Origin of the sequence: Pseudoselenomonas ruminis, assembly GCF_008271295.1 — a bacterium.
Lineage (GTDB): Bacteria > Bacillota > Negativicutes > Selenomonadales > Selenomonadaceae > Selenomonas_A > Selenomonas_A ruminis.
The window spans coordinates 129,804-155,274 of record NZ_VTOY01000004.1 but is presented as its reverse complement, the minus strand read 5'-3'; the positions used below and the strand labels follow the sequence as shown (position 1 = coordinate 155,274).

Annotated in this window: 41 protein-coding genes; all 41 read left to right on the top strand. The window is 50.0% G+C overall.

Annotated elements, in window-relative coordinates:
- Positions 1–2 precede the first annotated feature (2 nt).
- The 41 genes from aroH to truA all read left to right on the top strand — a co-directional run bounded on the left by aroH (position 3) and on the right by truA (position 25,428).
- Positions 3–365 (top strand): chorismate mutase, encoded by a 363-nt coding sequence (aroH, locus tag FZ040_RS07500; protein ID WP_033169672.1) that lies wholly within the window; start codon positions 3–5, stop codon positions 363–365.
- 183 nt (positions 366–548) lie between these two features.
- Positions 549–2,537, top strand: a complete 1,989-nt coding sequence (tkt, locus tag FZ040_RS07495; RefSeq protein ID WP_439653912.1) for a transketolase — start codon at positions 549–551, stop codon at positions 2,535–2,537.
- Positions 2,538–2,776: 239 nt separating this feature from the next.
- The gene (locus FZ040_RS07490; RefSeq protein ID WP_149171411.1) at positions 2,777–3,022 is read left to right on the top strand and encodes a ribosomal L7Ae/L30e/S12e/Gadd45 family protein; all 246 of its coding nucleotides are present in this window, start codon (positions 2,777–2,779) and stop codon (positions 3,020–3,022) included.
- Positions 3,023–3,112: 90 nt separating this feature from the next.
- Positions 3,113–3,490 (top strand): 30S ribosomal protein S12, encoded by a 378-nt coding sequence (rpsL, locus tag FZ040_RS07485; protein ID WP_021771527.1) that lies wholly within the window; start codon positions 3,113–3,115, stop codon positions 3,488–3,490.
- A 41-nt stretch (positions 3,491–3,531) separates the two neighbouring features.
- Complete coding sequence (rpsG, locus tag FZ040_RS07480; RefSeq protein WP_005842089.1) at positions 3,532–4,002, top strand: 30S ribosomal protein S7; 471 nt, start codon at positions 3,532–3,534, stop codon at positions 4,000–4,002.
- Positions 4,003–4,037: 35 nt separating this feature from the next.
- Positions 4,038–6,116 carry an elongation factor G gene (fusA, locus tag FZ040_RS07475; RefSeq protein WP_149171410.1) on the top strand — a complete coding sequence of 693 codons (2,079 nt, stop codon included), beginning with the start codon at positions 4,038–4,040 and terminating at the stop codon, positions 6,114–6,116.
- Positions 6,117–6,133: 17 nt separating this feature from the next.
- Entirely contained in the window at positions 6,134–7,327 is a 1,194-nt protein-coding gene (gene tuf, locus FZ040_RS07470) for an elongation factor Tu (protein WP_033169668.1), read from the top strand.
- Between the two features lie 178 nt (positions 7,328–7,505).
- A complete protein-coding gene (gene rpsJ, locus FZ040_RS07465; RefSeq protein WP_014423834.1) occupies positions 7,506–7,817 on the top strand; it encodes a 30S ribosomal protein S10 in 312 nt (103 codons plus the stop codon).
- Between the two features lie 18 nt (positions 7,818–7,835).
- Positions 7,836–8,480 carry a 50S ribosomal protein L3 gene (gene rplC / locus FZ040_RS07460; protein ID WP_033169667.1) on the top strand — a complete coding sequence of 215 codons (645 nt, stop codon included), beginning with the start codon at positions 7,836–7,838 and terminating at the stop codon, positions 8,478–8,480.
- A 23-nt stretch (positions 8,481–8,503) separates the two neighbouring features.
- A complete protein-coding gene (rplD, locus tag FZ040_RS07455) occupies positions 8,504–9,127 on the top strand; it encodes a 50S ribosomal protein L4 (RefSeq protein WP_033169666.1) in 624 nt (207 codons plus the stop codon).
- Positions 9,127–9,408: a 50S ribosomal protein L23 gene (gene rplW / locus FZ040_RS07450; protein WP_149171409.1), complete on the top strand. Its 282-nt coding sequence runs from the start codon at positions 9,127–9,129 to the stop codon at positions 9,406–9,408. The genes rplD and rplW overlap by 1 nt, the downstream gene beginning before the upstream one ends.
- A 23-nt stretch (positions 9,409–9,431) precedes the next feature.
- Entirely contained in the window at positions 9,432–10,259 is an 828-nt protein-coding gene (rplB, locus tag FZ040_RS07445) for a 50S ribosomal protein L2 (protein ID WP_033169664.1), read from the top strand.
- A gap of 52 nt (positions 10,260–10,311) precedes the next feature.
- Positions 10,312–10,593, top strand: coding sequence for a 30S ribosomal protein S19 (gene rpsS, locus FZ040_RS07440; protein ID WP_033169663.1), 282 nt, complete (start codon positions 10,312–10,314; stop codon positions 10,591–10,593).
- Between the two features lie 21 nt (positions 10,594–10,614).
- Complete coding sequence (gene rplV / locus FZ040_RS07435) at positions 10,615–10,950, top strand: 50S ribosomal protein L22 (RefSeq protein ID WP_033169662.1); 336 nt, start codon at positions 10,615–10,617, stop codon at positions 10,948–10,950.
- A gap of 16 nt (positions 10,951–10,966) precedes the next feature.
- A complete protein-coding gene (rpsC, locus tag FZ040_RS07430) occupies positions 10,967–11,635 on the top strand; it encodes a 30S ribosomal protein S3 (protein ID WP_033169661.1) in 669 nt (222 codons plus the stop codon).
- On the top strand, positions 11,635–12,078 hold the full coding sequence (rplP, locus tag FZ040_RS07425; RefSeq protein ID WP_033169660.1) for a 50S ribosomal protein L16: 444 nt from the start codon (positions 11,635–11,637) through the stop codon (positions 12,076–12,078). The genes rpsC and rplP overlap by 1 nt, the downstream gene beginning before the upstream one ends.
- Positions 12,068–12,262 (top strand): 50S ribosomal protein L29, encoded by a 195-nt coding sequence (gene rpmC, locus FZ040_RS07420; protein WP_033169659.1) that lies wholly within the window; start codon positions 12,068–12,070, stop codon positions 12,260–12,262. The genes rplP and rpmC overlap by 11 nt, the downstream gene beginning before the upstream one ends.
- Before the next feature lie 36 nt (positions 12,263–12,298).
- Complete coding sequence (gene rpsQ / locus FZ040_RS07415; RefSeq protein WP_033169658.1) at positions 12,299–12,556, top strand: 30S ribosomal protein S17; 258 nt, start codon at positions 12,299–12,301, stop codon at positions 12,554–12,556.
- 30 nt (positions 12,557–12,586) lie between these two features.
- Positions 12,587–12,955: a 50S ribosomal protein L14 gene (gene rplN, locus FZ040_RS07410; RefSeq protein WP_033169657.1), complete on the top strand. Its 369-nt coding sequence runs from the start codon at positions 12,587–12,589 to the stop codon at positions 12,953–12,955.
- Between the two features lie 18 nt (positions 12,956–12,973).
- Positions 12,974–13,306: a 50S ribosomal protein L24 gene (gene rplX / locus FZ040_RS07405; protein WP_033169656.1), complete on the top strand. Its 333-nt coding sequence runs from the start codon at positions 12,974–12,976 to the stop codon at positions 13,304–13,306.
- 20 nt (positions 13,307–13,326) lie between these two features.
- On the top strand, positions 13,327–13,866 hold the full coding sequence (rplE, locus tag FZ040_RS07400; RefSeq protein WP_033169655.1) for a 50S ribosomal protein L5: 540 nt from the start codon (positions 13,327–13,329) through the stop codon (positions 13,864–13,866).
- Positions 13,867–13,880: 14 nt separating this feature from the next.
- Positions 13,881–14,066: a type Z 30S ribosomal protein S14 gene (locus FZ040_RS07395; RefSeq protein WP_033169654.1), complete on the top strand. Its 186-nt coding sequence runs from the start codon at positions 13,881–13,883 to the stop codon at positions 14,064–14,066.
- A 32-nt stretch (positions 14,067–14,098) separates the two neighbouring features.
- Positions 14,099–14,497, top strand: coding sequence for a 30S ribosomal protein S8 (rpsH, locus tag FZ040_RS07390; protein ID WP_033169653.1), 399 nt, complete (start codon positions 14,099–14,101; stop codon positions 14,495–14,497).
- A 24-nt stretch (positions 14,498–14,521) separates the two neighbouring features.
- The gene (rplF, locus tag FZ040_RS07385; RefSeq protein ID WP_149171408.1) at positions 14,522–15,073 is read left to right on the top strand and encodes a 50S ribosomal protein L6; all 552 of its coding nucleotides are present in this window, start codon (positions 14,522–14,524) and stop codon (positions 15,071–15,073) included.
- A gap of 30 nt (positions 15,074–15,103) precedes the next feature.
- Positions 15,104–15,463 carry a 50S ribosomal protein L18 gene (gene rplR / locus FZ040_RS07380; RefSeq protein WP_033169651.1) on the top strand — a complete coding sequence of 120 codons (360 nt, stop codon included), beginning with the start codon at positions 15,104–15,106 and terminating at the stop codon, positions 15,461–15,463.
- Positions 15,464–15,488: 25 nt separating this feature from the next.
- Positions 15,489–15,995, top strand: coding sequence for a 30S ribosomal protein S5 (gene rpsE, locus FZ040_RS07375; RefSeq protein WP_149171407.1), 507 nt, complete (start codon positions 15,489–15,491; stop codon positions 15,993–15,995).
- 14 nt (positions 15,996–16,009) lie between these two features.
- Positions 16,010–16,195 carry a 50S ribosomal protein L30 gene (gene rpmD / locus FZ040_RS07370; protein WP_033169649.1) on the top strand — a complete coding sequence of 62 codons (186 nt, stop codon included), beginning with the start codon at positions 16,010–16,012 and terminating at the stop codon, positions 16,193–16,195.
- Between the two features lie 23 nt (positions 16,196–16,218).
- On the top strand, positions 16,219–16,659 hold the full coding sequence (gene rplO, locus FZ040_RS07365) for a 50S ribosomal protein L15 (protein WP_033169648.1): 441 nt from the start codon (positions 16,219–16,221) through the stop codon (positions 16,657–16,659).
- Position 16,660: 1 nt separating this feature from the next.
- Positions 16,661–17,917, top strand: a complete 1,257-nt coding sequence (gene secY, locus FZ040_RS07360; protein ID WP_033169647.1) for a preprotein translocase subunit SecY — start codon at positions 16,661–16,663, stop codon at positions 17,915–17,917.
- Positions 17,918–17,931: 14 nt separating this feature from the next.
- Positions 17,932–18,576, top strand: coding sequence for an adenylate kinase (locus tag FZ040_RS07355; protein ID WP_149171406.1), 645 nt, complete (start codon positions 17,932–17,934; stop codon positions 18,574–18,576).
- 190 nt (positions 18,577–18,766) lie between these two features.
- Entirely contained in the window at positions 18,767–18,985 is a 219-nt protein-coding gene (gene infA / locus FZ040_RS07350) for a translation initiation factor IF-1 (protein ID WP_009645081.1), read from the top strand.
- A 126-nt stretch (positions 18,986–19,111) separates the two neighbouring features.
- On the top strand, positions 19,112–19,225 hold the full coding sequence (rpmJ, locus tag FZ040_RS07345; RefSeq protein ID WP_014423857.1) for a 50S ribosomal protein L36: 114 nt from the start codon (positions 19,112–19,114) through the stop codon (positions 19,223–19,225).
- 26 nt (positions 19,226–19,251) lie between these two features.
- On the top strand, positions 19,252–19,623 hold the full coding sequence (rpsM, locus tag FZ040_RS07340) for a 30S ribosomal protein S13 (protein WP_033169645.1): 372 nt from the start codon (positions 19,252–19,254) through the stop codon (positions 19,621–19,623).
- A 17-nt stretch (positions 19,624–19,640) separates the two neighbouring features.
- On the top strand, positions 19,641–20,033 hold the full coding sequence (rpsK, locus tag FZ040_RS07335) for a 30S ribosomal protein S11 (RefSeq protein WP_005842142.1): 393 nt from the start codon (positions 19,641–19,643) through the stop codon (positions 20,031–20,033).
- 19 nt (positions 20,034–20,052) lie between these two features.
- Complete coding sequence (gene rpsD, locus FZ040_RS07330) at positions 20,053–20,646, top strand: 30S ribosomal protein S4 (protein WP_074513525.1); 594 nt, start codon at positions 20,053–20,055, stop codon at positions 20,644–20,646.
- 58 nt (positions 20,647–20,704) lie between these two features.
- Positions 20,705–21,664: a DNA-directed RNA polymerase subunit alpha gene (locus tag FZ040_RS07325; RefSeq protein ID WP_074513524.1), complete on the top strand. Its 960-nt coding sequence runs from the start codon at positions 20,705–20,707 to the stop codon at positions 21,662–21,664.
- A gap of 14 nt (positions 21,665–21,678) precedes the next feature.
- Positions 21,679–22,017, top strand: coding sequence for a 50S ribosomal protein L17 (gene rplQ, locus FZ040_RS07320; protein ID WP_033169642.1), 339 nt, complete (start codon positions 21,679–21,681; stop codon positions 22,015–22,017).
- 124 nt (positions 22,018–22,141) lie between these two features.
- On the top strand, positions 22,142–22,990 hold the full coding sequence (locus FZ040_RS07315) for an energy-coupling factor transporter ATPase (protein WP_149171405.1): 849 nt from the start codon (positions 22,142–22,144) through the stop codon (positions 22,988–22,990).
- Positions 22,975–23,844 (top strand): energy-coupling factor transporter ATPase, encoded by an 870-nt coding sequence (locus FZ040_RS07310; RefSeq protein ID WP_149171404.1) that lies wholly within the window; start codon positions 22,975–22,977, stop codon positions 23,842–23,844. The genes FZ040_RS07315 and FZ040_RS07310 overlap by 16 nt, the downstream gene beginning before the upstream one ends.
- The gene (locus FZ040_RS07305; protein ID WP_149171403.1) at positions 23,834–24,634 is read left to right on the top strand and encodes an energy-coupling factor transporter transmembrane component T family protein; all 801 of its coding nucleotides are present in this window, start codon (positions 23,834–23,836) and stop codon (positions 24,632–24,634) included. Before FZ040_RS07310 ends, FZ040_RS07305 begins: the two co-directional genes overlap by 11 nt.
- Before the next feature lie 17 nt (positions 24,635–24,651).
- Entirely contained in the window at positions 24,652–25,428 is a 777-nt protein-coding gene (truA, locus tag FZ040_RS07300) for a tRNA pseudouridine(38-40) synthase TruA (RefSeq protein ID WP_149171402.1), read from the top strand.
- Positions 25,429–25,471: the final 43 nt, after the last annotated feature.

Sequence of the window (25,471 nt, the reverse complement as noted above, 5' to 3'; positions counted from 1 at the left end):
CCATGAGAGGCATTCGTGGTGCTATCACCGTTGGTGAAAATAAAAAAGAAGAAATATGGCAGGCTGCCAGAATTTTACTGTCGCAGATTTTGCGTCGTAATAAAGTGCAGGCAGAGGACATTGGGGCAGTTATTTTTTCTGCAACGGATGACCTTACGGCCGCGTTCCCATCTACGGGTGCCCGCCAGCTTCCTGGCTTTGATTTGGTTCCGCTGTTTGATACGCGCCAGTGTGCAATTGATGAATCGATGGACCATTGTATCCGTGTGCTGTTATTAGTAGATACGGAACGCAAACAGTCGGAGATTCAGCATGTCTATATGGGGCGTGCCCAGGAATTGCGCCCGGATTTGCGTAATTTCTGATAATCGGCTGCTAATTGTTGGAAAACGAAATTATATATAATCGATTCTTACGCAGCGATAAAAGAAATTTATGAAAATGTATGAGAGGACTGTACATTTACCAAGGAATTTAGTAGAATGAAGTTTGTGATAAATACAAATCTTTCATAGGATAAGGAGAGATATACCTTGAGTAACATTGATATGACTTGTGTTAATGCCATCCGCGTTTTGGCAGCAGATGCAATCCAGAAGGCTAATTCCGGTCATCCGGGGCTGCCGCTTGGCAGTGCAGCTATGGCTTATGAGCTGTGGGCAAAACACATGAAGCACAATGGCAAGAACCCGAAGTGGGCTAACCGTGATCGTTTTGTTCTTTCGGGAGGCCATGGTTCCTCACTGCTTTATTCGCTGCTTCATTTCTTTGGTTATGGCCTGACGCTGGATGATATGAAACAGTTCCGTCAGGACGGCTCGCTTACGCCGGGACATCCAGAGTATGGTCATACGGTTGGTGTCGAAGCTACGACTGGCCCGCTGGGCGCAGGTATGGGTATGGCTGTTGGTATGGCAATGGCTGAGGCACATCTGGCTGCTGAGTTCAACCGTCCGGGTTACGAAGTCGTTGACCATTACACCTTCGCGCTGGGTGGCGACGGCTGCATGATGGAAGGTATCTCTTCGGAGGCGTTCTCTTTGGCTGGCACGCTTGGCCTGTCCAAACTGATTGTCCTCTATGATTCCAATAAAATCTCCATCGAGGGTGATACGGATATCGCCTTCACGGAGAATGTTCAGGCACGCATGGCTTCCTTCGGCTTCCAGACGATTACGGTCGAAGATGGCAATGACCTTGAAGCTATTGGCAAGGCTATTGAAGCTGCTAAGGCTGATAAAGAGCATCCGTCCTTCATTACGGTTAAGACGCAGATCGGCTATGGCTGCCCGGCTAAACAGGGCAAAGCTAGCGCTCATGGCGAGCCGCTGGGTGAGGAGAATGTAAAAGCTCTTAAAGAGAACCTGGGCTGGCCGGAACCGGAAAAAACGTTTAACATTCCGCAGGAAGTTTACGCTCATTATGAAGAACTTGCTGCACAGGGTGCTGCTGAGGAAGAAAAATGGAATAAACTCTTTGCTGAGTATTGCGAGAAATTCCCGGAAGAGAAGGCTCGCTGGGAGAAATTCCATGCTCCGGTTGATGCCGATGCACTGATGAGCGATGAGTCCTTCTGGGCTTATGAAGATAAAGCACAGGCAACGCGCAACCTGTCTGGTATTATGATTAACCGTATCAAGGATATGGTTCCGCAGCTCATCGGCGGCAGTGCTGACCTGGCTCCGTCCAACAAGACGATGATGAATGGCGAAAGCGATTTCAGCAAAGACAACTACGCTGGCCGCAATCTGCATTTCGGTATCCGCGAGTTGGCTATGGCTGCAATGGCTAACGGCATTACGCTTCATGGCGGCCTGCGCACGTATGTTGCTACGTTCTTCGTATTCAGTGATTATACGAAACCGATGATGCGTCTGGCTTCGCTGATGAATATTCCAGTTACCTACGTTCTGACGCATGACAGCATCGGCGTTGGTGAAGATGGTCCGACGCATGAGCCGATTGAGCAGCTGGCTATGCTCCGTGCAATGCCGAACCTCAATGTATTCCGTCCGGCTGATGCTACGGAAACGGCTGCCGGCTGGTATCTGGCTATTACGGCTGATAAGACGCCGACGGCTCTGGTTTTGACTCGTCAGAATCTGCCGCAGCTTGCTGGTTCGAGCAAAGAGGCGCTCAAAGGTGCTTATGTCGTTTCTGAGGCGAAGGATGCTTCTAACATGGATGGTATCCTGATGGCTTCCGGTTCGGAAGTTTCGCTGGCTGTTGATGCTCAGGCAGAACTTGCCAAAGAGGGATTGGATGTCCGCGTCGTTTCAATGCCGTGCATGGATCTCTTTGAGCAGCAGAGTGATGCCTATAAGGCAAGCATCTTGCCGAAAAATGTTCGTGCTCGTGTATCGGTTGAGGCACTTTCGGACTTTGGCTGGGGCAAATATGTAGGCCTTGATGGTGCTTCAGTTTGCATGGAAGGCTTCGGTGCTTCTGCTCCGGGACCGCTGCTCTTCAAGAAATTCGGTTTCACGGTTGAGCATGTTGTTGAAGTTGCCAAGAAGGTTATTTCGGATAACAAATAATTTTGCTGTTAAAGCATTAAAAAACGGTCAAGATGGAAAAATCCATCTTGACTGTTTTTTTGTCCTCAAATAAAAGACAATTTTAGGGATGAAAAAATTTTTTTTACATTACGACACGCTAGGAGACGTGTGCACGTGAATCTTTATAAATAAAGTGTTGACAAGCATTTTGGCGGGTGCTAATATATAGAAGTGCCTGATTTGAGCGCATGATTTAGTGATACAGGGGAGTGAAAACAATGACACTGGATACACTGAAAAGTGCCAATCGGGTGATTGGTATCAAACAGGCTACCAAGGCTGTAAAACGTGGGAATGTCCAGACGGTTTTCGTTGCGGATGACGCCGATGACCGAGTAATCGAACCGCTGAAAGTGCTTTGCCAGGGGAATGAAATCCCGGTAGGCCATGCGGAGACGATGAGGGAGCTTGGACAGGCATGCGGCATCGAAGTCGGTGCAGCAGCAGTGGCAGTCCTAAAGTAAGGTTCTAGTATATTTGTTAAAAACTTTAAAGCATTGCTTTGGAGTTTTAATAAATAATAAATTCTCAATATGAAGGAAGGAGGTGCATGTATGCCTACTATCAACCAGTTAGTTCGTAAGAGCAGAAAGAGCATGCAGGAGAAGTCCAAAGCACCAGCACTCAAGAATTGCCCGCAGAAACGTGGCGTTTGCACGCGTGTATACACGTCTACGCCGAAGAAACCGAACTCGGCACTGCGTAAGGTAGCTCGTGTTCGTCTGACGAACAGCATCGAGGTTACCGCATACATCCCGGGCATTGGTCATAATCTTCAGGAGCATAGTGTTGTTCTGATCCGCGGCGGTCGTGTTAAGGACCTGCCAGGTGTTCGTTACCACATCATTCGTGGTTCTCTCGATACTGCCGGCGTGCAGGATCGTGGTCAGGGCCGCTCGAAGTACGGTGCGAAACGCGCGAAAAAGAAATAATACAGCTTCGTAAACGAAGACTATGATAAGGAGGTAAATCAATGCCAAGAAAAGGTTCCGTACCTAAGCGTGACGTACTGCCGGATCCGGTGTACCACAGCAAAACGGTTACGAAATTCATCAACAAAGTAATGCTTTCCGGTAAGAAGAGCGTTGCTGAACGCGTTGTATATGATGCGTTCGAAACGATCCGTGCTAAAACGGGCAAGGATCCACTGGAAGTTTTTGAGACTGCTCTCAAAAATGTTATGCCGGTCCTCGAGGTACGCGCACGCCGCGTTGGTGGTGCTAACTACCAGGTTCCGGTTGAGGTTCGTCCGGACCGTCGTATGACGCTCGGCATTCGCTGGATCGTCAACTACGCACGTCTCCGCGGTGAGAAGACCATGGATGAGCGCCTCTCGGGCGAGCTCATGGACGCTGCAAACAACACGGGCGCAGCTATTAAAAAGAAAGAAGATACGCACAAGATGGCAGAGGCCAACAAGGCTTTCGCTCACTATCGTTGGTAATCCTTTCTTATAATTATTAAGGAGCGATATTAAAAGTGGCAAGAGAGTATTCCCTTGAAAAAACTCGTAATATCGGTATCATGGCTCACATCGATGCCGGTAAAACGACTACTACTGAGCGTATCCTCTTCTACACGGGTGTAAATCACAAAATCGGTGAGGTTCATGAAGGCGCTGCTACCATGGACTGGATGGTTCAGGAGCAGGAACGTGGTATCACGATTACGTCTGCTGCAACGACCTGTCACTGGAAAGACCATCGTATCAACATTATTGATACGCCGGGTCACGTGGATTTCACGGTAGAGGTTGAGCGTTCCTTACGTGTCCTTGATGGCACGGTTGCAGTTCTGACTGCACGTGGTGGCGTTGAGCCGCAGACTGAGACCGTATGGCGTCAGGCTGAGCGCTATCATGTTCCGCGCATGGCGTATGTCAACAAGATGGACATCACCGGCGCAAACTTCTTCAACGTTATCAATATGATGCATGAACGTCTGCAGGCAAATGCCGTAGCAATTCAGCTGCCAATTGGTGCTGAAGATACGTTCGAAGGCATCATCGACCTGGTCAAGATGGAAGCAATCGTATATGAGGACGATCTCGGTAAGGTCGCTGATGAGATTGCTATTCCGGATGAAATGAAGGATCAGGCTGATGAGTATCGTGAAAAGCTCCTCGAGGCGCTTTCCGAACTCGATGACGAATTCATGGAGAAATATCTCGGTGGCGAAGAGATTTCGGAAGAAGAGATCAAAAAAGTTATCCGTAAGGGCACCCTTTCTGGTGAACTCGTTCCGGTAACTTGTGGTACTTCTTATCGTAACAAGGGCGTTCAGCCGTTGCTCGATGCTATCGTTGATTATATGCCGGCTCCGACGGATATCCCGCCGATCGCTGGTGTAAATCCGGATACTGGTGCAGAAGACCATCGCCCGTCTAGCGACAGTGAGCCGTTCTCCGCACTGGCATTCAAAATCATGACTGACCCGTACGTTGGTAAACTGGCATTCTTCCGTGTATACTCCGGTGTACTCGATGCTGGTTCCTATGTATTCAACTCGACGAAGGGTAAGAAAGAGCGTATTGGCCGTATCCTCCAGATGCATGCCAACAACCGTAAGGAAATCGATAAGGTTTACTCCGGTGATATCGCTGCTGCTGTCGGTCTGAAAGATACGACGACGGGCGACACGCTCTGCGATGAGAACGCACCGATTATCCTCGAGTCCATGGAGTTCCCGGATCCGGTTATCTCTGTTGCTGTTGAACCGGCAACGAAGAACGACCAGGAGAAGATGGGCGTTGCGCTCCAGAAACTCGCGGAAGAGGATCCGACGTTCCGCGTTCGCACAGATCAGGAAACTGGCCAGACGATCATCTCTGGTATGGGTGAGCTTCACCTCCAGATTATCGTTGACCGTATGCTCCGCGAGTTCCATGTTGACTGCAAAGTCGGTGAGCCGCAGGTTGCATATCGTGAGACGATCCGTAATACGGTTAAGGCTGAAGGTAAGTTTGTTCGTCAGTCCGGTGGTCATGGTCAGTATGGTCATTGCTGGCTCGAACTCATTCCGCAGGAGCCGGGCGAAGGCTTCAGCTTCGAAAACAAGGTCGTTGGTGGTGCGATTCCGAAGGAATTCATCAACCCGATCGAGGCCGGCGTAAAGCAGGCTATGGAAGCTGGCGTTGTCGCTGGTTATCCGATGGTCGACATCAAGGCTATCGTATTCGATGGTTCTTATCATGAGGTCGACTCCTCTGAGGCAGCATTTAAGGTTGCTGGTTCCATGGCATTCAAGAACGGTTGCGAAAAGGCTAACCCGGTTCTCCTTGAGCCGTACGTTAAAGTCGAAGTTGTCGTTCCGGAAGAGTACATGGGCGATGTAATCGGCGACTTGAACTCCCGCCGCGGCCGTATCGATGGTATGGAAGCGCGCAACGGTGCTCAGGTCATCAACGGATTTGTTCCGCTTTCCGAGATGTTCGGTTATTCGACGGATCTCCGTTCTAAAACTCAGGGCCGAGGGAACTACAGCATGGAAGTAGCTTACTATGATGAAGTTCCTAAAAATATAGCCGAAAAGGTTATTGCTAAAAACAAAGGCGAATAAGGGAGGAAAAATTTACAATGGCTAAAGAAAAGTTTGAAAGAACTAAACCGCATGTTAACATCGGCACCATTGGTCACGTTGACCATGGCAAGACGACGCTGACGGCTGCTATCACGAAAGTTCTGTCCGAGACGGAAGGCTGCAAGGCTGCATTCGAGGACTACGCTGATATCGATAAGGCTCCGGAAGAGCGTGAGCGCGGTATCACCATCAACACGGCACACGTTGAGTATGAGACGCAGAAACGTCACTATGCACACGTTGACTGCCCGGGCCATGCTGACTATGTCAAGAACATGATCACTGGCGCTGCTCAGATGGATGGTGCTATCCTGGTTGTTTCCGCTGCTGATGGCCCGATGCCGCAGACTCGTGAGCACATCCTGCTCGCTCGTCAGGTCGGTGTTCCGGCAATCGTTGTCTTCCTGAACAAAGTTGACCAGGTTGACGATGAAGAGCTCCTCGAGCTCGTAGAGATGGAAGTTCGCGAGCTGCTCTCCAGCTACGATTTCCCGGGCGATGACATCCCTGTTGTTGCTGGTTCCGCTCTGAAAGCTCTCGAAGGCGATGCTGACATGAAAGCTAAAATCGTTGAGCTCATGAACGCTGTTGATGAGTACATCCCGACTCCGACTCGTGACACGGATAAACCGTTCCTGATGCCGGTCGAGGACGTCTTCACGATCACTGGCCGTGGTACGGTTGCTACGGGCCGTGTTGAGCGTGGTGAGCTGAAACTGAACGATACGGTTGAGATCGTTGGTCTGCAGGATGAGCCGAAACAGACGGTTGTTACGGGTATCGAGATGTTCCGTAAGATGCTCGACAGTGCTGTTGCTGGTGATAACATCGGTGCTCTGCTCCGTGGTATCGACCGCAAAGAGATCGAGCGCGGCCAGGTTCTGGCTAAGCCGGGCACGATCAACCCGCACACGAAGTTCAAAGCTCAGGTTTATGTCCTGACGAAAGAAGAAGGCGGCCGTCATACTCCGTTCTTCACGAACTATCGTCCGCAGTTCTACTTCCGTACGACGGACGTTACGGGTGTCGTTTCCCTGCCGGCTGGCACGGAGATGGTTATGCCTGGCGATAACGTCGAGATGGACGTTGAGCTCATCACCCCGATCGCTATCGAGAAGGGTCTGCGTTTCGCTATCCGCGAAGGTGGTCACACGGTTGGTGCTGGCCGCGTAACGGAAGTTGAAGGCTAATTTCCAAGTCAATTAAACCAATAGGTAAGAGCGGCGCTCGCGTCGCTCTTATTTAAAGGTTTAAAATAATATGGTACCCCCCAATGCGATGACGTGGCAGATGGCTCGGCATTGTCCGAGGGAACTGTTACGGAGAAATGTTTGGGCCGAGAGTCCGGACGATAAGGAGGAAAAACAATTGTCTAAGAATCAAAAGATTAGAATCCGTTTGAAGGCTTATGATCATAAAGCCCTCGATCAGAGCGCAGTAAAGATTGTGGATACTGCAAAGAAGACTGGTGCAATGGTATCTGGTCCGATTCCACTCCCGACGGAGAAGAATATCTACACGATTTTGCGTTCCCCGCATGTCAATAAGGATTCCCGCGAGCAGTTCGAGATGAGAACTCATAAGCGTCTTATCGACATCCTGCAGCCGACGAACAAGACGGTAGATGCGCTGATGCGCCTTGACCTTCCGGCTGGTGTAGACATCGAAATCAAATTATAATCCGAGGAGGTGGAATGAATGTCTAAAGCAATTTTAGGTAGAAAACTGGGCATGACTCAGATCTTCACGGAAGAGGGCAAAGTTGTTCCTGTTACGGTTGTTGAGTCTGGTAACAACATCGTTATCCAGAACAAGACGGTCGAGAATGACGGTTACAATGCTGTTCAGCTTGGCTTCGGTGAAGTTAAGGAATTTAAAGTTAATAAACCAATGAAGGGTCATTTCGCTAAAGCTGGTGTTAAACCGGTAAAATTCATCCGCGAGATGCGTCTTCAGGATCCTTCTGAATATAAAGTCGGTGATTCCATCGGCGTTGACATATTTAGTGCTGGAGAATTAGTCGATGTTACGGGTACTTCCAAAGGTAAAGGTTTTGCCGGCGGTATCAAACGTCACAACTTCGCCCGTGGTCCTATGGGACATGGTTCCAAATCCCACCGCGAGCCGGGTTCCACTGGCGCAATGATCAGTGGTCCTGGTGGACGCGTGCTCAAAGGCAAGAAACTGCCGGGCCGCATGGGTGGCGAGCGTGTTACGGTTCAGCGCCTCACGGTTGTCCGTGTTGATGCAGACCGCAACCTGATTCTCATCAAGGGTGCTATTCCGGGCCCGAAGAAGAGCTTCGTTGTGATCAAAAATACCGTAAAACCGGGCAAAAACTAATTGGAAGGAGGATAACCTAAATTATGGCTAATGTAGCAGTTTATGACATCACCAACAAAAAAGTTGGCGATATCGAATTGAATGACAGCATCTTCAGCGTAGAGATGAACGCAGGTCTTCTGCATCAGGCTGTTGTAATGCAGCTGGCAGCACAGCGCCTCGGCACGCATGCTACGAAGACGAGAAGCTTCGTCCGTGGCGGTGGCCGCAAACCTTGGAAGCAGAAAGGCACTGGTCGTGCACGTGCTGGTTCGACGCGCAGCCCGCTGTGGGTCGGTGGCGGCACGGTCTTTGGACCGCATCCGCGTAAGTACGCTTTCACGATGCCGCGTAAACAGCGTCGTCTCGCTATCAAATGCGCACTTTCCGATAAAGTTAAGAGCGGTGAGCTCGTAGTTCTCGACAGCCTCAACTTTGATGCTCCGAAAACGAGCCAGGTCGTCAAAATGCTTGGCGATTTCAGCGTTGACTCCAAAGCACTCCTCATCACTTGCGATGAAGCTGAGAATGTAGAGAAGTCCGCACGCAACATTCCGGGTGTAAAAGCTATCAACACGATGGGCCTGAATGTCTTTGATATCCTGAATCATGACAAACTGTTCATCACGAAGGATGCCATCACCCGTATCGAGGAGGTATTCGCATAATGGAAGCACGTGATATCCTGATCCGTCCGCTGATCACTGAGAGAACGACTCAGCTCATGGCTGAGGGCAAATACGTCTTCGTTGTTGCGAAAGCAGCCAACAAGATCGAGATTGCTAAAGCTGTTGCTGAAATCTTCAACGTTAAAGTTGAAAAAGTCAACACAGTCAATGTACTGGGTAAAACGAAACGCATGGGCCGTACGATGGGCAAGCGTTCTGACTATAAAAAAGCTATCGTTAAACTCGTTGCTGGCGAAAGCATTGAGTTCTTCGAAGCATAATTGAGAAAAGGAGGTACATTTAAGTGGCAGTAAAGAGTTTTAAACCATATTCTGCAGGCCGTCGCTTCATGACCGTTGCTTCGTTCGACGAAATCACGGCAAGCAAGCCTGAGAAATCCCTGACTGAGCGCCTGACGAAAAAAGGCGGCCGTAACCAGCAGGGTAAACTGACCGTTCGCCATCAGGGTGGCGGCCACAAACGCCTTTATCGCGTGATCGACTTCAAACGCAATAAGGACGGTATCCCGGCTCGCGTCGCTACCATCGAGTACGACCCGAACCGCAGCGCACGCATTGCTCTCCTCAACTATGTTGATGGTGAGAAGCGCTACATCCTCGCACCGAATGGTCTCAAGGTTGGTGACAAGGTTGTTTCCGGTCCGGAATCCGATATCAAAGTCGGTAACGCTCTTCCGCTGAAGAACATTCCGGTTGGTACGACGATCCATAATATTGAGCTCAAGATCGGCAAGGGTGCTCAGCTCGTTCGTAGTGCTGGTACTTCTGCTCAGCTCATGGCAAAGGAAGGCGATTATGCACTCCTTCGTATGCCGTCTGGCGAGCTCCGTAAGGTTCACATCAACTGCCGTGCAACGATCGGTGAAGTTGGTAACCACGAGCATGAGAACATCACGATCGGTAAAGCAGGCCGTAACCGTTGGCTGGGCGTTCGTCCGGAGAACCGTGGTACTGCAATGAACCCGAATGACCATCCGCATGGTGGTGGTGAGGGTCGTTCCCCAGTTGGCCGCAAGAACCCTGTTACGAAGTGGGGCAAATGCGCTATGGGTGCCAAGACTCGTCGCAAGAAAGCTTCGGATCGTCTCATCGTCAAAGGACGTACGAAATAATCATAGAAATCGACAGGCTGCCTGATGCCGCCTGACGAAAGGAGGAGACACTTTGTCAAGATCTATTAAAAAGGGACCTTACGTTGCAGAAAGCCTCATGAAGAAAATCGAGGCTCTCAACGAAGCTAACGATAAAAAAGTTGTAAAGACCTGGTCGAGAAGCTCCACGATTTTCCCTGATTTCGTCGGTCACACGATTGCCGTTCATGACGGCCGTAAACATGTACCGGTTTACATCACGGAAGATATGGTTGGTCATAAACTCGGCGAATTCGCACCGACCCGTACGTTCAAGGGTCATGCTGGCGAAGAGAGAAAGACCGGACTTAGATAATTTTGCGAAAGGAGAATCCTTGTGGAATCTAAAGCAGTAGCTAAATTTGTTCGCATCACTCCGCGCAAAGTTCGTATCGTCCTGGATCTTATCCGTGGCAAGAACGTTGCAGAGGCATTTGCGATCCTTAAATTCACGCCGAAAGCTGGCGCTGATGTAGTAGAGAAGGTTCTGCGTTCCGCTGTTGCAAACGCTGAGAACAATTTTGATATGGACGTTGACAAGCTGTTTATCAAAACGGCTTTCGCTGACCAGGGTCCGACGCTCAAACGTATCCATCCGCGTTCCCGTGGACAGGCTTTCAAGATTTTGAAGCGCACGTCCCATGTAACCATCGTCGTCGACGAGAAGAACTAATAAGGAGGGAAACGGATTGGGTCAGAAAGTAAATCCGCATGGTATTCGCCTTGGCATCGTCAAGACTTGGGATGCTAAGTGGTATGCAGATAAAGATTTTGCAGCAAACCTGCATGAAGATATTAAAATCCGTGACTATCTGAAGCAGAGCCTTCAGGCAGCCGGTGTGTCCAGAATCGAGACGGAGCGCAGCAAAAACCGTCTTAAGCTGACGATCCATACTGCTAAACCGGGTATGGTAATCGGCCGTGGTGGTTCGGGCATTGAGCAGATCAAAGAAGGTCTGAAGAAATACACGGAAAAACGTGTTGACATCAACATTGCTGAAATTAAACAGCCGGATATGGACGCAACGCTCGTCGCTGAGAACATCGCTCAGCAGCTGGAGCGCCGCATCGCTTTCCGCCGCGCAATGAAGCAGGCCGTTGGCCGCACGATGCGTCTCGGCGCAAAGGGCATCAAGGTCGCTCTTGGTGGTCGTCTCGGCGGTGCAGAAATTGCCCGCAAGGAATCCTACCGCGAAGGCAGCATTCCTCTTCACACGCTGCGTGCTGATATCGATTATGGTACGGCAACGGCTCATACGACTTACGGCGATATCGGCGTAAAAGTATGGATCTTCAAGGGTGAAGTTCTTCCGGAAAGAAAGCAGCGCAAGGCTGTAGCTGAAGGGAGCGAAGCTTAATGTTATTACCAAAGAGAGTAAAATATCGCAAACAGTTCCGTGGCCGTATGAAGGGTAAAGCTCATCGCGGCAACACGGTTAGCCATGGTGAGTATGGTCTGGTCGCTCTTGAGCCGGCTTGGATCACGAACCGCCAGATTGAGGCTGCTCGTATCGCTATGACCCGTTACATCAAACGTGGCGGTCAGGTTTGGATTAAGATCTTCCCGGATAAGCCGGTAACGGCTAAACCGGCTGAGACCCGCATGGGTTCCGGTAAAGGTTCGCCGGAGTACTGGGTTGCAGTTGTTAAGCCGGGCCGCGTCCTCTTTGAGATGGACGGTGTATCCCGTGAAGTTGCACAGGAAGCTATGCGTCTTGCAGGCCACAAACTGCCAATCAAGACGAAGTTCGTTGTTAAAGAAGACACTAAAGCAGAGGGCGGTGAAGTAAATGAAGGTTAATGAGATTCGTGAGATGAGTGCTGACGAGCTTAACCAGAAACTTGCTTCGCTCAAAGAGGAACTGTTCAACCTCCGTTTCCAGCTCGCTACTGGCCAGCTTGAGAACCCGATGCGTATCAAAGAAGTAAAGAAGACGATCGCTCGTATTAAGACGATCCAGCGCGAGACTGAGCTCAAGGCTTAATCGCAAACTGATATGCAGAAGGAAGGAGGCTCCCTAATGAGCGAAAGAAACGTACGTAAAGTAAGAATCGGTAAAGTCATTTCCGATAAAATGGATAAAACGGTTGTCGTTGCTATCGAGGAACTCGAGCAGCACAAACTGTACAAAAAGCCGGTAAAGAGAACGGTTAAGTTCCATGCCCATGATGAGAAAAACGATGCTCATGTTGGCGATAAAGTTTCTCTGATGGAAACTCGCCCGCTGTCCAAGACGAAACGTTGGAGAGTTGTCGAAGTAATCGAGAGAGCTAAATAATCCAAAAATATCGAAGAAGGAGGTCAAACAATGATCCAACAGCAAACTATCCTGAATGTTGGCGATAACACTGGTGCAAAAGAAATCATGTGCATCCGTGTTCTCGGCGGTTCTTATCGCAAATACGCTAACATTGGTGATGTAATCGTAGCTGCAGTCAAATCGGCTGCACCGGGCGGCACGGTCAAGAAGGGCGATGTCGTTAAAGCAGTTGTAGTTCGCAGCGTAAAAGGCCTGCGTCGTACGGATGGCTCTTACATTCGTTTCGATGAGAACGCAGCCGTTATCATCAAAGACGATAAGACTCCGAAAGGCACGCGTATTTTCGGACCGGTAGCTAGAGAGCTTCGCGATAAAGACTTCATGAAGATCGTATCTCTGGCTCCTGAAGTACTTTAATTGTGAGGAGGTGCGATTTTGGCATTCGTTAAATTGAACGTAAAAAAGGGCGACACGGTCGTTGTGCTGTCCGGTAAAGATAAAGGCAAACAGGGCAAAGTCGTTACGGCTATGCCGAAAAAAGGTAAGGTTGTTGTCGAGGGCGTTAACAAAGTAAAACGTCACACGAAACCGAACCAGAAGGCTCCGCAGGGTGGTATCCTCGTTAAAGAGGCTCCGATGCATGCTTGCAAAGTTATGCTCGTTTGCCCGGCTTGCTCCAAAGCAACGCGCGTTGCTCACAAAGAAGTAAATGGTAAGATGGTTCGCGCCTGCAAGAAATGCGGCGAAGTTATCGACCAGACGAAATAATCAGGAAAGGAGGAGCATAAGTGGATAGATTACAGGAAAAATACCAGAATGAAGTTTGCAAGGCAATGACCGAGAAATTCGGTTATAAAAACGTCATGCAGCTTCCGAAAATCGAGAAAGTCATCATCAACATGGGTGTTGGCGAAGCTGTCGGTAACCCGAAAGCTCTGGATTCTGCTGTTGGTGATCTGACGATCATCTCCGGTCAGAAACCGCTGCTGACTCGTGCAAAAAAATCTCTCGCTGCTTGGAAGCTTCGTGAAGGCATGCCAATCGGCTGCAAAGTAACGCTGCGCGGCACGCGTATGTATCAGTTCCTCGACAAGTTCATGAACGTTGCACTCCCGCGTGTTCGTGACTTCCGTGGCGTAAGCGACAAAGCTTTCGATGGTCGCGGTAACTACGCTATCGGCCTCAAAGAGCAGCTGATCTTCCCGGAAATCGAGTACGATAAAATCGACAAGATCCGTGGCATGAACATTGTTATCGTTACGACGGCACAGACGGATGAAGAAGCCAGAGAGCTCCTGAAACTCATGGGTATGCCGTTCAGTGCATAAGGAGGTAAGGAAATTTGGCTAAGAAGTCTATGGTAGAAAAGTGGAGCAAAGAGCCGAAATTCTCCACGCGCGCTTATAATCGCTGCAAAATCTGCGGCCGTCCGCACGGCTACATGCGTAAATTTGACATGTGCCGTATCTGCTTCCGTGAGCAGAGCTACAAAGGCGCTATTCCTGGCGTAACCAAAGCCAGCTGGTAATTATTTAAAGATAAAAGGAGGATATCGATTCAATGGCAATGACTGATCCTATTGCAGATATGCTGACTCGTTTGCGCAATGCAAACAATGTATTCCACGAGAGTGTTGAAATCCCGGGTTCCAAAGTCAAGACCGCTATCGCAGAAGTCTTGAAGGAAGAGGGTTTCATCAATGACTACACCTTCACTGAGGATAACAAACAGGGTGTCATCACTGTTTCCCTCAAATACGGTCCGAACCGTGAGAAGGTTATTTCCGGTATCAAACGCATCTCGAAGCCTGGCCTTCGTCAGTATGCTAAACACGATGAGCTCCCGCGCGTTCTCGGCGGCCTCGGCATCGCTATCATTTCCACGTCCAAGGGAATCATGAGCGACAAACAGGCTCGTAAAGCTGGTCTCGGCGGCGAAGTCGTTGCATACGTTTGGTAATCGAAGTAGTCAGGAGGTGTACAGATGTCAAGAATTGGTAATGCACCGATTGAAATCCCAGCTGGCGTAACCGTTACGGTTGGCGAGGACAATCTGGTCAAAGTAAAGGGCCCGAAAGGTGAACTTTCCCGCCATATTCATCCGGATATTAAAGTAACTGTCGATGGCGCAATCATTAAAGTCGAGCGTCCGTCCGACGATAAGAACCACAGATCTCTCCATGGTCTGTCCCGTTCCCTCATCAACAACATGGTTGTTGGTGTAACGGAAGGTTTCTCCAAGAATCTCGAAATCAATGGTGTCGGCTACCGTGCCCAGCTTAAGGGCAACACGCTGAACCTGTCCCTTGGTTTCTCTCACCCGGTTGTTGTTGAGCCGCCGCAGGGCATCAAATTCGAGTGCCCGTCTGCGAACGCTATCACGGTTTCTGGTATCGATAAAGAAGTCGTTGGCCAGATTGCTGCTGAAATCCGCAGCTTCCGTGAGCCGGAGCCGTACAAAGGCAAAGGTATCAAATATGCTGGCGAGCATATCCGTCGTAAAGAGGGTAAAGCTGGCGCAAAGGGTAAGAAATAAGGTACTGATTCGAGAAAGGAGTGAATCCCTGTGCTTCTTAAAGCAGATAAGAATAAGGCACGTCAGAAACGTCATCTGCGTGTCCGCAACCATATCGCAGGTACGGCAGCTCGTCCGCGCCTCAACGTTTATCGCAGCCTGGCAAACATTTACGCTCAGGTTATTGATGATGAGAACGGCGTGACGCTCGTGTCCGCTAGCTCCCAGGATAAGGGTTTCGAGAACTACGGTGGTAACATCGAGGCTGCAAAAGCTGTCGGTGCTGAAGTTGCTAAACGCGCTCTCGAAAAGGGCATCAAAGAGGTCGTATTTGACCGTGGCGGTTATGTTTACCATGGCCGTGTTGCTGCCCTGGCTGAGGCCGCTCGTGAAGCTGGTCTGAAATTCTAAATCATCGATATAAGGAGGTAAATGAATGGCTAGAAATATGGACAACGAAACTCCAGAGTTTGAGGAGAAAGTTGTATATATCAATCGAGTAGCTAAAGTCGTCAAAGGCGGCCGTCGCTTCTCGTTCAGCGCCCTTGTCGTTGTTGGCAACAAGAAAGGCAAAGTTGGCGTTGGCCTCGGCAAAGCTGCTGAGGTTCCGGAGGCAATCCGTAAAGGCGTTGAGGATGCAAAGAAGAATCTCGTAGAGATCTCTCTCCTCGATGAGCGCACGATTCCTCATGAAATGGTTGGTATCTTCGGTGCTGGCCGCGTAATGCTCAAACCGGCTGCAAAAGGTACTGGTGTCATCGCTGGTGGCCCGGCTCGTGCCGTACTCGAGCTCGCAGGTATCAAAGATATTCTGACGAAGTCCCTCGGTTCTTCCAACCCGAACAACATGGTTCGTGCAACGGTTGAAGGCCTCAAGGCTCTGAAGAATGCTGAAGCAGTTGCAGAGCTCCGTGGTAAAACGGTTCAGGAAATCTTAGGTTAATAGGAGGCTGTACAATGGCAAAAGTTAAAGTTACGCTTAAAAGAAGCCTCATCGGCCGCCCGGAAACGCAGCGCAAGACGGTTCGCGCTCTGGGCCTGCGCAAAATCAACTCTGTTGTTGAGCTTCCGGATAACCCGGCCATCCGTGGCCAGCTCCACAAAGTTGAGCATCTGATCGCAGTAGAAGAAATCGCAGACTAATCATAGAACAGGAGGTGCACTAGATGAAATTACATGAATTACAGCCAGCAGCTGGTTCCCGTAAAGTCCGCAACCGTGTAGGCCGCGGTATCGGCTCCGGCAACGGCAAGACTTCCGGTAAGGGCATGAAAGGTCAGAATTCTCGTAGCGGCGGCGGCGTTCGCACCGGCTTCGAGGGTGGCCAGATGCCGCTCTATCGTCGTCTCCCGAAACGCGGCTTCAAGAATATCTGGGCTAAGACCTACGCTGAGGTTAACGTTGAGTCCCTGAATCGTTTCGAGGATGGTGCAACGGTTGATCCGGTAGCTCTGGTTGAGTCCGGTATCCTGAAGAACGTTCAGGACGGCATCCGTGTTCTCGGCAATGGCGAGCTCACGAAGAAGCTGACGGTTCGCGCTAACGGCTTCACGAAATCTGCAGAAGAGAAGATTACGGCAGCAGGCGGCAAAGTCGAGGTGATCTGAGGTGCTCTCAGCCCTTGGCAATGTATGGAAAATCCCGGAACTTCGCCAGAAAATCACGTTTACGCTGATTATGTTTGCGATTTTCCGGATGGGAACCCATATTCCGGTACCAGGAGTTGACCCGACGGCAATTGAGCAATTATTTGCCAACGGCAATCTCTTTGGTCTGTTAGATCTTTTTTCTGGTGGTGCTTTCAGTAAGTTCTCCATCTTCGCAATGTCCATTACTCCGTATATCAACGCCGCGATTATCATTCAGCTTCTGAATGTTGTTATCCCGACGTTGGAGCAGTGGTCCAAGGAAGGCCAGGAGGGCCATAAGAAAACCACCCAGGTAACGCGCTACTTAACTGTAGTGCTGGCATTCTTTCAGGCAATTGGCATGTCCATTGGCCTGAAGGCTGCCATATTAAATCCGAATCCGGTCAACATCCTGATTATTGCAATCACGCTGACGGCTGGTACGGTGTTCCTCATGTGGCTCGGTGAACAGATTACGGCACAGGGCGTTGGTAATGGCATTTCCCTTATCATCTTTGCTGGTATCGTTGCTGCTCTGCCGAAAAACATTGGAACGATTTATCACTACGTTCAGGCTGGTACGATTAGCTACTTCAGCGTGTTCATGTTTGCCGTTATCGCGATTGCGATGGTTGTATTCGTTGTTCATGTTGAGAACGGCTTCCGCCGTATACCCATTTCTTATGCGAAACGTGTGGTAGGGCAGAAAGCCTATGGTGGTCATTCCAGCCATATCCCGCTCAAGGTTAACCAGGCGGGAGTTATCCCAATAATCTTTGCGTCATCCGTGCTGATGTTTCCGGTAACTATTGCCCAGTTTATTGATATTCCCTGGGTAAAAACGATTGCCAGTTATCTTGAGTGGGGAAAACCGCTTCAGACCACGTTATACGTTGGTATGATTATCTTCTTCACTTATTTTTATACTGCGGTTACCGTAAAGATATCGGATATGGCAGAGAATCTGAAAAAATACGGTGGTTTCATCCCGGGCATTCGTCCGGGACAGCCAACGGCAGATTATTTAGATCATGTCATGACACGTATCACCCTTGCGGGCTCCATATTCCTGGCCTTTATCGCAGTCCTGCCGAACCTGGTTGCTGGTGCAACTCATATTGAAGGGGTTTACTTCGGCGGTACGGCACTGCTCATCGTTGTCGGCGTTGCGCTGCAGACGATGAAACAGATAGAGTCCATGATTGTAATGCGTCACTACGAAGGGTTCATGAAATAAGAGGAGGCAAAACCATGCATATCTTGTTAATGGGCCCCCCGGGTGCCGGCAAAGGCACGCAGGCGGCTGAACTGGTCAAAGAGTTCAACATTCCGCATATCTCCACGGGCGACATGTTCCGTGCTGCTATGAAGGAAGGTACGGAGATGGGCAAACTTGCTAAGTCCTATATCGACGCTGGCAATCTTGTCCCCGATTCCGTTACGGTCGGCATAGTGCGTGACCGTTTGGCTCAGGACGACTGCAAAAAAGGTTTCATTCTCGATGGTTTCCCGCGTACGGTTGAGCAGGCTGATGCTCTCGACGGTATCATGAAGGACCTCGGTTTGAGCCTGAAGCGTGTACTGAACATCAACGTTCCGGCTGCTGACCTCGTTGAGCGAGCAGTAGGACGCCGCATCTGCAAGAAGTGCGGTGCTACCTATCATGTCAAATTCAATCCTTCCAAGAAGGACGGCGTTTGCGATGAGTGTGGTGGCGAGCTCTTCCAGCGTGCGGACGATACGGCTGAGACGATGACGAATCGCCTTTCCGTATACGAAGCTTCCACGAAGCCGCTGATTGAGTATTATCAGAAAGCTGGCATCTATACGGAAGTTGATGGCAGACAGGCGATTGACAAAGTCACGAAAGATCTCGTTGAGACCCTGAAAGACTGAGTTATATCTGTTGGTGAAATTCACTGAACGATAGAAGTTATTGTAAGGGCGGCAAAAAAATAATTTGCCGCCCATTACAATGATTATAAGAAATTGATAGACAACCTGTTGTTGGGCATGGCATTAAAAGAAAATGCAAAAGCTCCTTAGATGACTTTGGCCCAACCAATTTCCATAAAAGGAGAAAAACATGTCGAAGCAAGATGTTATCGAAGTAGAGGGCAAAGTTCTGGAGGCACTGCCGAATGCAATGTTCCAGGTTGAGCTCGAGAATGGTCATGTTGTACTGGCGCATGTATCCGGCAAGATTCGCATGAACTTCATCCGCATTCTTCCCGGTGACAAAGTCACTATCGAACTCACGCCATATGACTTAACGCGTGGCCGTATAACCTACCGATTCAAATAAGTCATCTCCGCTTTTGCGGGTTTAAAAATATTTACCTTTTTTTTCGTTTGCTACTAGGCAGGACGGAATAAACATGGTATACTAGCAAAATGAGACTGACAATAAAGAAAAGGGGGCAACCACAAGATGAAGGTAAAACCGTCAGTAAAACGGATTTGTGAAAAATGCAAAGTCATTAAACGCAAAGGCCGTGTTATGGTCATCTGCGAAAATCCGAAACATAAACAGAGACAAGGTTAATTATTGAATAAGGAGGTGCTTTATTAATGGCACGTATTGCCGGTGTAGATTTACCCCGTGACAAGAGAATTGAAATTGCATTGACGTACATTTTTGGTATTGGTTTGAAGACTTCGAAGGATCTTCTTCAGGAGACTGGCATCAACCCGGATACCCGTACGCGTGACCTCACGGAGGATGAAGTTGTAAAACTTCGTGATGCCATCGATAAGAGCGTTCTCGTCGAAGGTGACCTTCGCCGTGAGCGTCAGATGAACATCAAACGACTCGTTGATATCGGCTGCTACCGTGGTCGTCGCCACCGTCTTGGCCTTCCTGTCCGTGGACAGAACACTAAGAACAACGCCCGCACGCGTAAAGGCCCGAAAAAGGCTGTAGCAGGCAAGAAGAAAGACTAATAAAGGAGGGTTAACTGGTGGCAGTTAAGAAAGCAGTTCGCACGAAGAAAAAAGTTCGTAAGAACATTGAATATGGCGTAGCGCATATCAGCTCTACGTTCAATAACACGATTGTAACGCTCACTGATAAGAGCGGTAATGCACTTTCCTGGGCTAGCGCAGGCGGCCTTGGTTTCCGTGGTTCCCGTAAGAGCACTCCGTTCGCAGCTCAGATGGCTGCTGAGACGGCTGCTAAAGCAGCTATGGAGCACGGCCTCAAGCAGGTCGAGGTTTACGTTAAGGGTCCTGGTGCTGGCCGTGAAGCCGCAATCCGTTCCCTGCAGGCAACGGGCCTCGAGGTTAACATGATCAAAGATGTTACCCCGATTCCGCACAATGGCTGCCGTCCGCCGAAGCGTAGAAGAGTTTAATAGGAGGTGCAATTACTAGATGGCAATTGATAGAGTACCAGCCATTAAAAGATGCCGTGCACTTGGCATCGAGCCGGCTGTTATTGGTCGTTCCAAAGAATCGAAACGTCAGCCGCGCCGTACGAACCGTAAGGTTTCCGAGTATGGTTTGCAGCTGAAAGAAAAGCAGAAAGCAAAGTTCATCTACGGTGTACTGGAGAAACAGTTCCGTGGATACTATGATAAAGCAAAGAAGATGCAGGGTGTAACGGGTGAAAACCTGCTGGGCCTTCTTGAGCGTCGTCTTGACAATGTCGTTTTCCGCCTTGGTCTTGCTAACACGCGCCGTCAGGCTCGTCAGCTTGTTCGTCATGGCCATTTCACGGTCAACGGCAAACGCCTTGACATCCCTTCGGCACTGGTTTCCGCTAACGATGTTATCGCTGTTAGCGAGAAGAGCCAGAGCAATGCCTTCTTCAAAGAGCTCAAAGAGAGCAACAACGCTCTGTCCGCTCCGGCATGGCTCCAGGCTGACCAGGCTAACCTTACGGGTACGGTAACTCGTTTCCCGAACCGTGAAGAGATCGATGTTCCTGTCAACGAGCAGGCTATCGTCGAGTTGTACTCCAAATAATGAATATTTGTGCCTGTGTGCATAGTGTTTCATTGATTATTGAGGAGGTTCATTTCAGATGATAGACATCGAGAAACCGAAAATTGAAATTGCGGAAATCAGTGAAGACAACCGTTACGGTAAATTCATCTGCGAGCCGCTCGAGCGTGGCTATGGCACGACGTTTGGCAACAGCCTGCGCCGTATGCTGCTGTCCTCGCTGGAGGGTGCTGCAATTACCTCCATCCGGATTGATGGTGTTCTCCATGAGTTCTCCACGATTCCGGGTGTCCGGGATGACGTAACCAATATCGTCCTGAACCTGAAGCAGCTCTGCCTCAAGATGCAGGGCAATGAGCCGAAGGTTATCCGCATTGACGTGGAAGGCGAAAAGGAAGTTACGGCTGCCGACATCATCTGTGATGCCGACATTGAGATTCTCAATCCGGACCTCCATATTGCTACGGTTGATGAGACGGGCAAACTCAAAATTGAGATGACTGTTGAACGCGGCCGCGGCTATGTTCCGGCTGATAAGAACAAGAAGCCGGAAGATTCGATTGGTATCATTCCAATTGATTCGATTTTCTCCCCGGTACAGCGCGTGAACTACACCGTACAGGATACGCGTGTAGGCAATGTCACGGACTATGACAAGCTGATTCTTGAAGTTTGGACCGATGGTTCGCTTCGTCCGGAAGAAGCTGTCAGCAAGGCTGCTGGCATTCTCGTCATGCACCTCAAACTGTTCCAGAACATGGACGGTCTGCCGGATGAGATTGAGGAGGAGGAGGCATCCTTCCCAGAAGAGGTAGAGGATGATTCTTCGAAGGTCCTCGAAATGACCATTGAAGACCTCGACCTCTCGGTACGTTCCTTCAACTGCCTGAAACGCGCTAACATCAACACGGTCGCTGACCTTGCTGAGAAGACGGAAGATGACATGATGAAGGTCCGCAACCTCGGACGCAAATCTCTTGAGGAAGTCAAGAAGAAGCTCGAGGAACTCGGTTTGGCTCTGAGAGAAAACAACGATTGAAAAGAGGGAAATAAATGAGCTACAGAAAATTAGGACGTAACTCCGCAGCCCGCAAGGCGCTGTTTGCTAGCATTCTTACTTCCTTCTTCAGATATGGCCGCATTGAGACGACGGAAGCAAAGGCAAAAGAGCTCCGCAAATTTGCTGAGCAGCTGATCACGCTTGCAAAGCGTGGTGACCTGAGCGCTCGTCGCAAGGCTATTGCTGCCCTGTCTGATGAAGATGTTGTAAGAAAGCTGTTTGATGAAATCGCAGCAAAATACGCTGACCGCCAGGGCGGTTACACGCGTATCCTGAAACTCGGCGTACGCCGTGGTGACGCTGCACCGATGGTTATCATCGAGCTCGTCTAATTATGACATAAGGACCTCAGTCTTCGGACTGAGGTCTTTTTTTGTTAACTATCGCGAATATTTGAATTAACGATAAAATCACGGTATAATGGAGGGCGTGACGGATAGAAAAGAGGAGAATTGCATGTCATTCATTGAATTCCATGATTTGACACATTGTTATAATCTAGGCCAGAAAAATGAACATAGGGCGATTGATGGATTAGACCTGTCGATTGAAAAGGGAAGCTTCACAGCTATATTGGGGCAGAATGGTTCAGGAAAATCTACGCTGGCAAAGCATATCAATGGATTGCTTTTGCCAACGTCCGGCATTTGTCTTGTCGATGGCAAGGATACGCGGAATCTTGAGGAGCTTTGGCAGATTCGCCGTCAGGTGGGAATGGTATTTCAAAATCCAGACAACCAGCTCATTGCGGCGGTGGTGGAGGATGATGTGGCGTTTGGCCCCGAGAATCTGGGCCTTGAGCCGCAGGTAATCCGAGCAAAGGTCGACGAGGCATTAAAAGCGGTCAATATGACAAAGTACAAGAACTTTGCGCCGCATCTTTTATCGGGCGGGCAAAAGCAGCGTATTGCCATTGCCGGAGCGCTGGCGATGGATACCGAGTGCCTGGTGCTTGATGAGCCGACAGCCATGCTTGACCCGCAGGGTCGCGCAGAGGTATTGCGTACGGTCAGGAAGCTGCATGAGGAGCGCGGTATTACGATTGTATATATCACGCACTTTATGGAGGAAGCTGCCGTGGCTGACCGGGTCGTGCTTATGGATAGCGGCAGGGCAGCAGCGGATGGGACGCCGCGGGAAATTTTTGCCGATGTTCCAGGGATGAAGAAGCGTGGCCTCGATGTACCTTTGGCGGCGGAAGTATCCTGGCAGCTTCGGCGGCAGGGAATCAAATTGCCCGATGGCATTATAACGGAAGATGAATTGGTAGAGGCATTGGAGGCATATACGTGTCAATCGAATTAAAACAAGTCAGTTATACATATATGCCGAAGACACCTTATGAGCACAAGGCGCTTGATGCGGTTTCGTTTACCCTTGAGGAAGGAAGCTTCACTGCGATTGCGGGGCATACCGGGTCGGGGAAGTCGACGTTGGTGCAGCATTTGAATGGCTTGCTGCATCCCGAAAATGGTCAGGTGCTCGTGGATGGTACAGACCTGGCGGCTTCTTCCAAGCAGGGCCGCAAGGAGGCTATGGCTGCCCGCAATAAAGTCGGGATGGTTTTTCAGTATCCTGAGCAGCAGCTCTTTGAAGAGACGATTGCGGCAGATATCGCCTTTGGTCCCAAGAATCAAGGGATAGAGGGCAAGGAACTTGAGGAACGCATCAAGGAATCAATGGAGCTTATGGGGCTCGCGTATGATGAATTTAAGGACCGCTCGCCCTTTCAGCTCAGCGGTGGACAGAAGCGGCGGGTGGCCATTGCCGGTGTGCTGGCACTTCATCCAAAGTATCTTGTCCTTGACGAGCCGACAGCCGGGCTGGACCCGCTGGGACGCGAAGCGCTGATTCAAACGATTTGCAAGCTGCATAAGAAATGGAAGCTTACGATTGTGTTCGTTTCGCATAATATGGAGGATATTGCGCGGCTGGCCGATTCGGTTATTATCATGAATCATGGGAAAATGGCCATAAAGGCAGCTCCGCAGGAGGCATTTATGCAGACAGAACTTTTGCAGGCGGCTGGCTTGCAGGAACCTGCGATGCTTCATTTGCTCCATCGCCTGCGGGAGGCTGGCATTCCGGTAAACGATAATGCTATCGAGCTGGAGACGGGGATTAAGGCGATAAGGGAGGCTTTGTCAGATGCTGAGTAACATTACGATTGGACAATATTTTCCCGGCAACAGCATCTTGCATCGCATGGACCCGCGCGTGAAAGTCCTGCTTTTGCTGTTGTTTTTGCTCGAAGTTTTTCTGTTCAGCAATGCCGTTGCCTACGGGATTTTTTCTGCCATTACCCTGGTGATGATGCTTCTTTCAGGTGTTCCGCTGTGCATGCTTCTTCGTTCGCTGAAACCGCTCTGGTGGATTATCCTGTTTACGTTTGTGATTCATTTATTCAGCAACCCCGGAACGCCGATTGCGACGGTCTGGCTTTTTACGCTGACCTGGGAAGGAATCCAGATGGGATGCTTTATTTCCCTGCGGCTGATTTTGCTCATTTTGATGAGTTCTCTTTTGACGTTTACGACAAGTCCGCTAAAGCTCACAGATGCGATGGAGAGTTTACTGTCGCCTTTTCGGCGCTTCGGCCTTCCGGCGCATGAGCTGGCGATGATGATGACGATTGCGCTTCGCTTTATTCCGACACTTATCGAGGAAACGGATAAAATCATGAAGGCTCAGCAGTCGCGCGGGGCGGATTTTACGACGGGCAATGTGATGAAACGTTTGCGGAATATGGTGCCAATCCTGGTGCCACTGTTCCTGTCAGCATTTCGGCGCGCGGATGAATTGGCGATGGCGATGGAGGCAAGATGTTATCGCGGCGGCATCGGGCGCACGCAGATGAAATCGTTAAAGACGGGTGGCATCGATTATCTGGCGATCGGTGGCTTTGTCATTTTGACGGCGGCTTTGCTGGGTATCAAGCTGTCCACCTGAATGGAGAAAGGATTGGAATGAAACCGGAACATAAAGCGGAGATGAAGGCGAGAGCCCGCAATATCGTCTTGACGGTGGCCTACGATGGGACGGCCTATCATGGGTTCCAGCGGCAGACGCCGCCGGTGGTGGCGGTACAGAATGTGCTGGAAGAAAAATTGCAGCTCGTTTTTGGCGATACGATTGAACTGGCGGCGTCGGGGCGCACCGATGCCGGGGTCCATGCCTATGGACAGGTGGTAAACTTTTTTACGAATGGCACGATTCCGACTGAGCGGATTGTGCGGGCGGTCAACAGCCTGCTGCCGCCGGATATTGTGGTGAAGGAAGCGCACGAGGCTGATTTTGAGTTCAGTGCCCGCCACAGTGCTAAGTCCAAGACGTATATCTACCGCATCCAGCAGGGGGAGACTGGCAGCCCGTTTACGCAGCGGTATGCGTGGTATGAGCGGCGTCCCTTAGATGTGGTCTCGATGCAGCAGGCTTTGGACTGCATTGTAGGAACGCATGATTTTAGTGCCTTCCGGGCCGCTGGCGGTGCGCCGATGCTTCCGATACGCACCATGTATGAGGCCAAGGTGGAAGAAAAGGGAAATGACATGCTGGAGTTTTCTATCCATGGCAATGGGTTCCTTTATCATATGGTCCGCAACATCATCGGTACGGTGGTAAATGTGGGGCTGGGCCGGCTCACCGTAGCGGAATTCCAGCGGATTATGGAAAGCCTTGACCGAAAACAGGCCAGTGCTACGGCGCCAGCCTGTGGGCTCTATCTCTATAAAGTCGAATATTGAATTTAGGCGTTGGTAAGCAGGAAACCGCAGAGTTTTGTGTATT